The organism is Acinetobacter sp. ANC 5378, assembly GCF_013004315.1.
GTDB lineage: Bacteria > Pseudomonadota > Gammaproteobacteria > Pseudomonadales > Moraxellaceae > Acinetobacter.
Map to the genome: position 1 here is coordinate 1 of NZ_JABERK010000056.1, position 11282 is coordinate 11282.

Consider the following 11282-nt stretch of genomic DNA (forward strand, 5'->3'; position numbering starts at 1 on the left):
GAAATACGGTATTCTGATGTGACAAAACCTGAATCCTGGTCGTTAAAGTGTTTGTTTGCACTCATATTTTAACTGTTCGGACTCAGGTTTTTTTATTTAAATCAAACTATGGGACAGCAGTGCCCTTTCGAGTGCTTTTTTATGTAGCAATTTTTTCTATTTTAATCACATCTATATCCATAGGTTGATTACGATGAGTGCAGACCTCACCAATTGCTTTAACTTTATCAACTACTTTCAAGCCTATTGGTGTTTAGAAATCATCTTCCTCATCATGGTTGATTATACCAAATCCATTTATTAGATTGAGTTTCCATTCTTCCAATTCGAACCACATCTATTGTCGTTGGTTGACCCGTATGGGTATCCACTTCACCAATCACCTTAACTTTATCACCTGCTTTCAAGCCCATCGGTCTCCACAAATCAGCATCCACTTCTATACCAATTTTGCCCGAGCTATCTTTCAGTTCATAGTGATCCCTATGGGTTTTTCTAACAATTGTACCGGAGAGCGTGACCGCAGTTTCATCAGGGAGCTGTTTTGCTTCTGCAACAGTCAACATGTTTTGAGCAGCTTCAGTCATGATGACCTGATCACTTTTACCTGCCCATGCAGATGCTGTAGAAAGCATTGAACCCGTAACAAACAGTGCCAATAACATTTTTTTCATGATTGACTCCACTAACTAGCTTCATCAATCTTTATTGAAGCAAAATTCAGGCAATTTGTACGCAGCTTTTATGTACTGTGCATAGCTTTTATGTAATTACAAAAATGAAATGACCAGGCCAAAGTCATCTCATTTTTTAGCTCCGATCATGCTTTCTCAATCAAATAATCCACGCTGAAATTTCCTGCGCCATGCAACATCAGGAATAATAGTCCACCCGTCATGGCGATATTTTTCATCAAGTGAATCGTATCATCTGGAGTGCCAGTGCCATGAAAAATAAAGCCGCAAATAAAGGTGAAAATCACCAAACCTAAGGCAGCCAAGCGTGCTTGAAAACCAAAGAACAATGCCAAACCACCGCCAGCCACAATCAAGATGCTTAAAGGGAGCAATTCACCCGGCACACCTTTCGATTCCATATAACCGGCGGTGGCACTATAAGCATTTATTTTCATCCAGCCAGACATCAGAAAAATATAAGCCATCAGCACACGTGCCACCAGACTCACCAAGGCATTGGTTTGTGGGCCTTGAACCAGATTTTTTATAGTTACATTCGGATTGAACATGGGGTCAGCTCTTGATTTTTGTTTTAATGACCTATTCATCCTAAGTCTATTTTTACAAGGATCCAAAAAATAATTTGTAAGATAAATCATTACCAAAATATGAAGGATTAAAACGCAATTAATTTCTTTTCTGGTACTGACTTTCATGCCTCAGACTGCTAGGATTTCAGCACATTTTTGCTGCCTGTAGCCCCATGGAACTGCTTGATTTTATCTTACATGTTGATGACCATCTGCTCGAATTTATCACCAATTATGGCGTGTGGATTTATGCCATTCTTTTCTTAATTATTTTTGTGGAAACGGGTCTAGTGGTTATGCCGTTTCTACCGGGCGATAGCTTATTATTTGCTGCAGGGGCATTAGCCGCTTCAACAGGTGCAATGGATCCTTTTATTCTGATGATCCTATTGTTTACTGCTGCAGTATTGGGTGACACCCTGAATTATCATATTGGTAAATTTATCGGGCCACGTGTTTTTGAAACGGAATCACGTTTTATTAACAAACAGCATTTAAATTACACGCAAAAATTCTTTGAAAAACATGGTGGTAAAACCATTATTTTTGCACGTTTTGTTCCTTTTGCCCGTACTTTCGCGCCTTTTGTTGCCGGTGCAGGTAGCATGAACTACAAATTTTTCCTCAGCTTTAATGCGATTGGTGGATTCTTGTGGATCGGTTCATTTATTACCTTGGGTTATTTATTTGGCAACATGCCAATTGTCAAAGACAATTTCACCCATCTGATTTTTGGCATCATTATTATTAGTGTACTGCCCGGCATTATTGGTTTTATTCGCCAAAAGCTGAAAAAGACACATTAAACTAGCGTGTTGCAACAGGTGTGAAATTTAAAAGAAACGAATCACGACAGGCAACATACCCAGCAGCAGTAACATGGCCGATCCTTTATATAAAAGATCGGCTTTTATTTGCTTCGATTGACCTGCCAAAATGGCACGACCAAAAGACATCCAGAACACCGCCGTAGGCAATAGCACCAAACTGAATGCTGCAAACACCAAAACAAAATTGGTCGGATTGTTCCAGGTTTCAATCGGTAAAATGCCTGCGGCAAATAATAAGGCTTTAGGATTTTTGAAGGTGGAAAAGAACAGTTGTCGAGGTCGGATAGAAGGATGACGTTGATTATGCTTTTCTAAATCTGAGGTTTTCCATAAATGGAAGGCCATCCAAACCATATAGAGGGCACTCAAAAAATGCAAAATATGAATAAAGTTCGGCCAGACTGGACTACATACATGAATTAGCAATGCCCATAAATTAATGGCATAAAAATATCCAAGCAGCTTTGCTGGAATAAATAAACTGGTTTTGGCAATGCCTTGTTGATGTGCAGAGCTTGCAAGTAATGCGTTAGTTGGACCCGGAATCATCAGAACCGCAATCACTGCCAACACAAAAAGCCAACTCTCAATCATAAATACCTGATATCACCACTAAAGAGTGGCACACCTTATACGAAAGTCACAAAAAGTGACAAGTATTTCAATTAAAAAATCATAACCTTATGCGTTTAAATTTCACCCTAAAAAATATCAACCATTTGATATTCATAAAATTTCATTGAAACATTTTGCTAAGATTTTATCACCCTGCTGTCGAGCACAGACCGACAACAGCGTGATAAATTGATGAATTATTGAGCTTTATTGCGAACAACAATCGGGCAATTCTTGAATTGAGCCGCCTGAACCACAGCTTCCTGCTCACCCAATAGACGGGCTAATTCAGTTTTTTTGGTATTTGAAGATTGTCCCATATTAACTGAAACGCTTGGACCAATTCCCCAGCCACCATGACTGCCCCAACCGCCACCCACGCCAACGCCGACCCCCACACCACTACGCTTGGGCGGTTGCACACCACTGTCGATATATTGCTGGATACGGTTATATTCACTTTGCAATTGTTGGCAGCTCAAGGCTTGATACTGCGTTGGTGATACATAAGTCGGTTTAACGGTGGTCGCACATGCACCCAATAAAAGAGTACCACCCAGTAACAGGCTTAAATACATTGTTTTCATGGGAAACCTCAAATCTTATTTTGCTCAATTTCATTGAACAATGATTGATAGGCTTGCGTCAATTTATGATCAGTAGCCAAATGAATTAAAGGCTGATTTTTAAGATGAGACTCTTTCATTAAAATTGACGGTGGTAACATACTGTCTAAAACAGGCAAACCTTCATCTTTAAGTTGCTGTACCACTTCACGTGGCAATTTTGCCTGAGCTTGAAACTGATTGACCACAATCCCTTCAATTTCCAGGCGGTCATTATGATCATCTTGGGTTTCGATGACATTTTCAATCAATGTTTTTAAGGCACGTTTCGAGAAAACATCACAGTCAAAAGGAATCAGTACCCGCTCTGCAGCAATCAGTGCAGATAAAGTAAAGAAGTTAAACGCTGGTGGCGTATCAATATAAACACGGTCGTATTGTCCAGCCAACTGTTGCAAGGCATCACGTAATTTATAAATTTTATGTTTCGATTCCAAGGCATGTGCCAGTGCGCCCAAGGTTGGACTGGCAGGAATCACATGCAAATTTTTAAACGGTGATTGATGGACATAGCTTTCCAAACCTTTGGAACGATTCTTTAAAATCGAACCAATTGCATTGCCTAAAAGCCCTTTACTTTGGTTAGCACCCAGTACTTCTTCAAAGTAGTTTTCAACATTCGGCTCCAGCGCAGGTTTATCCACCGAGTAAGTTGCATCATCTCCCAACAAGTATTGACTTGAATTGGCTTGTGGATCGAGATCAATTAACAAAGTTTTAAAACCTTGATGCGCACTGATTGCCGCTAGATTTACGGCAATACTTGACTTGCCGACCCCACCTTTTTGATTAAAAACCACACGTGTCCGCATTGCAGCCCTCTATGCTTTATATTTATGTATTGCTTGCAGTTTAACCTACCCGCCTTGCTTCAAAAACAATTATGTCGAACAATTAACCGAAATTTGGCTTGATTATGACTAGACCAATAATCCCAATCAGTGCCACCACAGCAATGACTAAGCCTGCACGACGTTGTGCCAATAAAATATTGTCATCTTTTTTATACGCTTTGATTAAAGATGAAAATAAAACCAGAAATAACACCACTTTGGCATAGAACCAGGATTGCACTTCAAAGTTCTTGATCACTAAAGAGGTGACACCGGTCAATACAATCAAGGTCATCGACAAATGTTGGAGTCCCACCAACAGTTTCCGTGCCACTGGATTAGGTTGATTCCCTTGAACCCCCACAAACAGAGTAAAAGCACGAGCAATTACAACCCCTATCAGCAATGTCACAATGCTCATATGTATAATTTTAACAGTCAGCTGCATGTCCATTGTTCAACATTCCTTATTCAGATTTGGGTGCATGCGCACATTCAGGACTGGGTGTGGCTTGCCCTTGCCATTCCGAGGGAACAAAAGCATGGATTGCCAGTGCATGAATACGACTTGGCGCAAGCAAATCTCCTGCAGCAGCATAAATTTTTTGATGACGCTGTACTAAACGTAATCCTTCAAATTGGTCACTCACCACAATCACTTTAAAATGTGATTCTTTACCTGGAAAATACCCCCCATGACCAGATGATTCATTTACCACTTCTAAATGTATTGGTGATAAATCTTGAAGGCGTTGAATCAGTTGTTGTTCTAAAGTCAAAATAATACTCCCAAATCACTAAAGCGTTGGGTTTAGTATAACGTGTTCCGATTCAATCTTTATCCTGAACAGCCTAAATCATTTAGTAGTTTTAAGCAGAGATTAGGGTGATCGATATTATTTTTGCTTACAAAACCACCACAACCTTCAAAAATGGTTTTATTTTATGCAATTGATACAAGTTTTTTCACAAAGTTATTGACCCTATTTTTGCATACTGTATTATACACGGCATGCGGGAATAGCTCAGTTGGTAGAGCATAACCTTGCCAAGGTTGGGGTCGGGAGTTCGAGTCTCCTTTCCCGCTCAAATTTTTTAGTGTAAGTTTTAGAAAAAACTGCTCAATAAGCGGGAATAGCTCAGTTGGTAGAGCATAACCTTGCCAAGGTTGGGGTCGGGAGTTCGAGTCTCCTTTCCCGCTCCAGATTCAGAAAAGCCCTCATCGAAAGATGGGGGCTTTTTTCTTGTTGATTTTTAAGATTATTTTCTCATAAAAATTAAAATTTCTAGCTTTATAAAAGTACTAAATATTTTAGATAAATGTTTTCATAAGTTGACTGCGTGACCAAAAGTGACCAAAACGTGCCCTAGCCCATAATATACAGATCTATAGATTCATTATTTTGATATTTATTTTATTAGTTTCATTATCAATAATCAGGATAGTAAACTTCAAGAAAACTGAACTCCCTTCTTTTTCTCTATTTTAGTATTTTTAACTTCATATATTCCCAAGGTGACCAAATTTGGTCACCAAAAAATATTAAATAAAACAAATATTTAACCTATATAATTATAATTTAGACTTTATTTTTCTTAAAAATCTTGTTCATCATTTTGCTTAATTTTTAATAAATCCCCCACTTCAACATTCAGTAATACGCATAACTTTTCTATAGTTTCAAAATCTATTCGAGTTGATTGACCATTATATAACTTATGTAGTGTGGTCTTACTCATCCCTGTCTCTCTAGCAACATCTGCTACTTTCATTCTTCGTTCTGCCAAAAGAACTGGCAAGTTACAAACTATCATTAATTACCACCATTGTGTAATAAAGTACTTGCATGATGTATTAAATGCATTTATTATCGCATTGTGATCTTAAATAACATCATTGTGATACTTCATAAAAGGATACAAATATGAATCTTACTTATATTACTACAAAAGAATTGGCTGAACGAATCCATTATAACGAACGTACCATCCGTAATCAGTTAAAGGATAGCGTTTTGATTGAAGGTATTCATTACATTCGCCCTTTTGGTGGTCGCAAAATTTTATATGTATGGGAACGCATTGAAGAAGATATGACTAAAACCACTTTAGGCTCGCTACACAGCCTACAACTTCAGTAAGGGGGAACATTATTATGGCTGCTATTCGTACTAGATACGGTAAATTATGTGTCGATTTTCGATACTTAAACATCCGTTGCCGTGAAACAACAGCTCTTGAAGACAATGCTCAAAATCGCAAAAAGCTTGAAAAAGCGATTGAACGAATGGAGGCAGAAATCTTATTGGGCATTTTTGACTATGCTAAATACTTTCCAAAAAGTTCTCGTTTGAAAGAAATCAAAAACGCAGAAAACAGAGTAAATGAAATCAGCTCAAAAACACCTCTATTTTCTAAGTTCTGTGAAATTTGGTTCACTGATAAAGAAATAGAGTGGCGTACAAGCTACAAGGAAAAAATTCAAATTGTGATCAAAAAGTACTTAATCCCTTTTTTTGGCACAATTCCGGTTATTACTATTAAAAAGTCAGACATTCTTGGATTCCGTTCATCCCTCGCCAAAGTGACTCACGGGAAAAACCAAGAATGCCTTTCACCATCAAGAATCAACCAGATTATGATAGCACTTCGTATGATACTCGATAGTGCTGCAGAACGATATGATTTCGACAGCCCTTACAAGAATATCAAGAACTTAAAGCAAGGAAAAATTGAAGTCACGCCTTTTTCATTAAAGGAAGTACATGCAATTTTGGCCACAGTTCGTGATGATTTTAAACCTTATTACACTATTCGATTTTTCACGGGTATGCGCACCAGTGAGATCGATGGATTGCAATGGAAAAATGTGGACTTGCAACGTCGGGAAATCCATATTCGTGAAGCCTTGGTGAATGGGGAGCTGGGTGGAACCAAAACCTATGGTTCTGACCGCACAATCCAGATGAGTGACCGGGTTTATCAAGCCTTTCTGCAACAGAAAAGCTTAAATAATGGTAAATCAGAGTTTGTATTCTGTAATCGTGACGGTGGACCTCTCGATTACCGTTTGGTGAATAAACGTGTCTGGCATCCGATCTTGCGGTTACTAGGATTAAAGCCTAGAAGAGCCTATCAAACACGTCATACAGCAGCAACGCTTTGGCTGTCGGCAGGAGAAAATCCTGAATGGATCGCACGTCAATTGGGACATTCAACGACTGAAATGCTATTCCGGGTCTATAGCCGCTACATCCCCAATGTTACGCGTCGCGATGGCAGTGCTTTTGAAGCCATGCTGGAAAAACTAAATACAGAGGAGCTTGCACATGAATAGTAAAGCTTTCTTTGGTGGTGTGGTCGTGAGTCCTGAAGCTGATACCGTCGCTCGTGAATTAATCCATGAGCTACACATTCCCAAACTGCACAATCTGGCATTTTTGCTGGAGATCAACAAATGCTTCGATGATCACCAAGCGTTGAGACTGTGGCTGCAGCGACTGCTGGATGATGGGCAAGCTCACTACGATGACCTGGCCCAACATGCTCGCCTCCGGTTAATGAGCTTAGCTTCCTGATCAAATAAACATATAAGGTCATCTAATTGATGACCTTAGCCCTCTATACCTATAAGAAAGGTGAACACATGCATAAAGATATTTCAATTTGGATGCCACTCTATATTGGCGACTTACAGGCGAAATTTGCACGAATGACAGCAGAACAAATTGGTGCAGCACTGCTGTTAATGATGGATTTTTGGAAAAATGGTGCTATTCCTCATGACCTAGCTACGGTATGTAGCATCACCAAGTTATCCCAGCAGACCAAGGCTAAAACTTTATTAAATACACTGATGGCCTTGGAATTGTTTGAAATCGAATCCGAACAGATTCATTCAAATTTTTTAACCAGTTTAAAAACCCAAGCGTTACAAAATCAGCAGATGAAATCTGATAAAGCTAAAAATGCAGCACAAGCACGTTGGAATAAATCCGCAAGTAATGCTCAAGCATCAGCCAAGCAACGCAAAGTAAATGCTCAAGCAGCTCTTGAGAAGAGCCCGAGTATTACTCAAGTCATGCTTGAACCATGCCCTTCATCTTCATCTTCATCTTCATCTTCATCTTCATCTTCATCTTCAAATTTTGAAGAAAAAAATGAGGATTTTTTAGAAAATTCTAAATGGATTTAGGAGAATGATCATGAATACCATGCTTAAAACGCTCCAGTTTCGCGCAGAAACAACAGAAACACTTTGCCCTACCCATCATATACCCCTGATGGAAATTTCTGGTCACAGGCTCTGTAAATTGTGTGCGAAAGAAACCGTCCATCACTCACATGCAGCCTATGCAGATGAGCTGCAACAGCGATTGCTACAACAGAAAATCAAAAACTCAGGGCTCAATAAACGCTACCTGGATCGTGGCTTCAAGAATTATGTAGTTGCATGTCCTACACAAGACAATGCCATCAAACTATGTCAGGCTTTTGCACAGCAAATTATTTCTGACCATTATCCAAACCTGCTGCTCATTGGTACACCGGGTACAGGAAAGACTCATCTGAGCGCCTCAATCATTCGCAACATTCTGCATAACAGTACAAAATCTGCACGCTACTATACCAGTGCAGAAATTGCTCAAAAAATGATGGACACTTGGTCAGATGCTTCACGCTCTGAAAAGGAAGTTATCGACCATTTCTCCAGTTTTGATTTATTGGTGATTGATGAATATGGCTTGCATGACCGACATGAGAAACGCCTAGAAATGGTGCATAAGGTCTTATATAGCCGTTATGACAATATGAAGTCGACGCTGCTAATTTCCAATTTCACACTACAGAATATGCAGCGGGATTTAGGTGTCCGGTTATGGTCGCGGTTACATGAAAACAATTTGATTGTAGTGCCATGTTATTGGGAGGATCAGCGGATAACCAAATAATACGAATCTTCACTTAAGCCAATTATCTCACTGAAATAATTGGCTTTTTATAATCAAATTTTTCAAAATTGCATTAACATTATATTTTAGATAAATAGTAGTTTTATTTGATAAAATTGGGTAAAAAGGTTCTTTATAGACCATAACGAATACCACCTCTTATGGATTATGCAGATCATCCATCAAGTTGATACCTACCCTACCTAAATATACACTATTAAAATTCAGAGTTCCCAAGAAATCATTATGTTAGAGCCAATGTTTAAGCTAATACCACTTAAGAATTATCGTCATCCTTATGAAGTTAAAAAAAGTCTCTTATATGGAAACGGGCGATCCAAGATTTACTTATGCTGTTATTAACTTAGTACCAACTGATAAAAATATTAAGAATACAAAATATTTTATCCGTGTTCTTATGATGAATGAGCTTCTTAAATCTGATGCTGAATTTAATATTGCATCGGGTTTATTCACCAGTTTCATACATCCTGATGTTTCTGTGGCTACTAAAGGTAAATTGAATCTAGTACAAGATTCAAATTTATACGAAGCATTGGCACAAACTGCAATGGATACTTTTGCTCAAAAATATAGCTATGAATGCATTATTGAAAATCAGGATATGGCTCGCCTGTTCGGCTTTTTAATCTCTTCAATGATTGGAATTGAATTTAACCCCAATCCTGTTAAGTCTGAGGTAGCTGTTGCCTCTGAACTTTTAAAAAATCTTGATGATATTGTTTATATTTATAAAAACTACATAGCTCTCAATCTTGGCACTAAACTTAGAGCTGAAATAAATTATCAATTCTGGTCAACCATTACAATGATGACACGTAGTAATGCTTTGGTATATGCAGATAGTTCGAAAGGTTATGATTTTTCAAGCCTAGCTAATAAGAAGGCTGATTTAACCCCTAAAAATCTTAAAAAAGCGATTGAAACCAGCTTACCTTACTTTAACAAAGCACATATTCAACGTGAAATTCGAGATTTACTTGCTCATGCTGATTTTGACTTGTCAAATAAGAAGATCACCTGCAGAGATATGATTATGTCTTCTATGCAACGTGGGAAAGTAAATATGCATGCATTTATGAAATATAAAAATACTATTGCAATCCTATATCGTGCGTATCTAGTTTTTATAAAACAAAATACTTCTGAAAATGAGATTAAAAAGTTAAATGCTATGCTGAATGAGTCTATCTTTCGACTTTCTACCTCACCTCAAAATACTCTCACTATAAAAATACTTAAAGACCTGTTTACTATAGAGAAAAAACCGTTAAATACTTATGGAAATAATGATGTAGATATTATTCTCAGTGAAGAAGTCTCCAATATTATCAAAAATCTGGCTCTTGTTTCTTGATTAAAGAATTTTATCATTCTTTTATAATGAGAATCAGATATTAGAGATATTTCATGAGCTGTTAACCTTAGGCAAACAAGTAAATTTTATAAGCCTAGCTATTTCAATCTAGTAGACAAATTGATTATAGCGTCTAAGATTTTAGAAGCTATTTTTATATTTTAGGGGAATCAATATAATACCAAACACAATAATTAAAGTATCATCCAGTTTCGAGCAGTAAAGGACTTAACTACAGCTAACTGCTTTGAAAAATTAACCCAAGCCTGACAAGCAGCCTGCACGATCATTTCATAATTTGTATAACAACGATTTGATAGCCAACGCTGCTTGATATACTGCCAACAATCCGTATTGAGCATGAACTACATAGACAGAATATGAATGGCTCAACTAACATCATCTGACGGTGCCATCGAGTTCTACCACCGCCCAAGCCATCAATTACAGTCTGAAGCGCTGGCAGGTCTTAAGCTGCTATCTGGATGATGGCAATCTATCCATTGATATAAGAAGCACTGCTTCGCAAGGGATAGAAAACCAGATGTACCCCTCTTGCATTGCTTTAACCGCAGCTCATAGAACATAAGAACTGGCTGTTTGCTTGCTCACTGCACAGTGGTAGCGAGCGGCGAATATCATGACCCTAATTCAGTCAGCAAAACTGAATGAGTTGGATCCGTATGCCTATTTAAGTGATGTGCTGAAAAGGCTGCCAACACATAAAGTGACCCAAATAGAAGAATTACTGCCACACTACTGGAAACCTGAACCGAATTAA

At 38.2% G+C, this 11282-nt stretch carries 14 protein-coding genes, 2 tRNA genes and 2 pseudogenes; 10 read left to right on the forward strand and 8 right to left on the reverse strand.

Translation table 11 applies throughout. The features are described from left to right. Window positions 1-272: 272 nt before the first annotated feature. Both HLH16_RS12145 and HLH16_RS12150 read right to left on the reverse strand, forming a co-directional pair. Window positions 273-674, reverse strand: coding sequence for a NirD/YgiW/YdeI family stress tolerance protein (locus HLH16_RS12145; protein ID WP_171529519.1), 402 nt, complete (start codon window positions 672-674; stop codon window positions 273-275). A 146-nt stretch (window positions 675-820) separates the two neighbouring features. Then, a complete protein-coding gene (locus HLH16_RS12150) occupies window positions 821-1246 on the reverse strand; it encodes a DoxX family protein (RefSeq protein WP_171529520.1) in 426 nt (141 codons plus the stop codon). A 194-nt stretch (window positions 1247-1440) separates the two neighbouring features. On the opposite strand from HLH16_RS12150, the gene HLH16_RS12155 reads away from it, so the two are divergent. Further along, entirely contained in the window at window positions 1441-2073 is a 633-nt protein-coding gene (locus HLH16_RS12155; RefSeq protein WP_171529521.1) for a DedA family protein, read from the forward strand. Between the two features lie 27 nt (window positions 2074-2100). Here the strand turns inward: HLH16_RS12155 and HLH16_RS12160 are convergent, their stop codons facing one another. From HLH16_RS12160 to HLH16_RS12180, 5 genes are all read right to left on the reverse strand, one after another. Continuing rightward, window positions 2101-2691 carry a LysE family translocator gene (locus tag HLH16_RS12160; protein WP_171529522.1) on the reverse strand — a complete coding sequence of 197 codons (591 nt, stop codon included), beginning with the start codon at window positions 2689-2691 and terminating at the stop codon, window positions 2101-2103. A 218-nt stretch (window positions 2692-2909) separates the two neighbouring features. Then, the gene (locus HLH16_RS12165) at window positions 2910-3299 is read right to left on the reverse strand and encodes a hypothetical protein (protein WP_171529523.1); all 390 of its coding nucleotides are present in this window, start codon (window positions 3297-3299) and stop codon (window positions 2910-2912) included. Between the two features lie 8 nt (window positions 3300-3307). Beyond that, window positions 3308-4150 carry a ParA family protein gene (locus HLH16_RS12170; RefSeq protein ID WP_171529524.1) on the reverse strand — a complete coding sequence of 281 codons (843 nt, stop codon included), beginning with the start codon at window positions 4148-4150 and terminating at the stop codon, window positions 3308-3310. An 82-nt stretch (window positions 4151-4232) separates the two neighbouring features. Next, entirely contained in the window at window positions 4233-4625 is a 393-nt protein-coding gene (locus HLH16_RS12175) for a SirB2 family protein (protein ID WP_171529525.1), read from the reverse strand. A 13-nt stretch (window positions 4626-4638) separates the two neighbouring features. Then, on the reverse strand, window positions 4639-4950 hold the full coding sequence (locus HLH16_RS12180; protein ID WP_171529526.1) for a BolA family protein: 312 nt from the start codon (window positions 4948-4950) through the stop codon (window positions 4639-4641). Between the two features lie 235 nt (window positions 4951-5185). Between HLH16_RS12180 and HLH16_RS12185 the strand changes: the two genes are divergently transcribed. Beyond that, window positions 5186-5258: transfer RNA gene (locus HLH16_RS12185), tRNA-Gly, on the forward strand. Window positions 5259-5299: 41 nt separating this feature from the next. After that, window positions 5300-5375: transfer RNA gene (locus tag HLH16_RS12190), tRNA-Gly, on the forward strand. 392 nt (window positions 5376-5767) lie between these two features. Here the strand turns inward: HLH16_RS12190 and HLH16_RS12195 are convergent. Beyond that, the gene (locus HLH16_RS12195; RefSeq protein WP_004668076.1) at window positions 5768-5986 is read right to left on the reverse strand and encodes a helix-turn-helix domain-containing protein; all 219 of its coding nucleotides are present in this window, start codon (window positions 5984-5986) and stop codon (window positions 5768-5770) included. Between the two features lie 110 nt (window positions 5987-6096). Between HLH16_RS12195 and HLH16_RS12200 the strand changes: the two genes are divergently transcribed. The 7 genes and pseudogenes from HLH16_RS12200 to HLH16_RS12230 form a co-directional block, all read left to right on the forward strand. Further along, on the forward strand, window positions 6097-6312 hold the full coding sequence (locus HLH16_RS12200; RefSeq protein ID WP_001054887.1) for a hypothetical protein: 216 nt from the start codon (window positions 6097-6099) through the stop codon (window positions 6310-6312). Window positions 6313-6326: 14 nt separating this feature from the next. Next, a complete protein-coding gene (locus tag HLH16_RS12205) occupies window positions 6327-7508 on the forward strand; it encodes a site-specific integrase (protein ID WP_171529527.1) in 1182 nt (393 codons plus the stop codon). Further along, window positions 7501-7749, forward strand: a complete 249-nt coding sequence (locus HLH16_RS12210) for a hypothetical protein (protein WP_171529528.1) — start codon at window positions 7501-7503, stop codon at window positions 7747-7749. The genes HLH16_RS12205 and HLH16_RS12210 overlap by 8 nt, the downstream gene beginning before the upstream one ends. A 68-nt stretch (window positions 7750-7817) precedes the next feature. Next, on the forward strand, window positions 7818-8366 hold the full coding sequence (locus HLH16_RS12215; protein WP_171529529.1) for a DUF1376 domain-containing protein: 549 nt from the start codon (window positions 7818-7820) through the stop codon (window positions 8364-8366). Between the two features lie 10 nt (window positions 8367-8376). Then, on the forward strand, window positions 8377-9123 hold the full coding sequence (locus HLH16_RS12220) for an ATP-binding protein (RefSeq protein WP_171529530.1): 747 nt from the start codon (window positions 8377-8379) through the stop codon (window positions 9121-9123). Window positions 9124-9369: 246 nt separating this feature from the next. Continuing rightward, window positions 9370-10501 (forward strand): annotated as a pseudogene (locus tag HLH16_RS12225) (hypothetical protein). A 379-nt stretch (window positions 10502-10880) separates the two neighbouring features. Next, window positions 10881-11282, forward strand: a pseudogene (locus tag HLH16_RS12230) (transposase domain-containing protein); the annotation flags it as partial.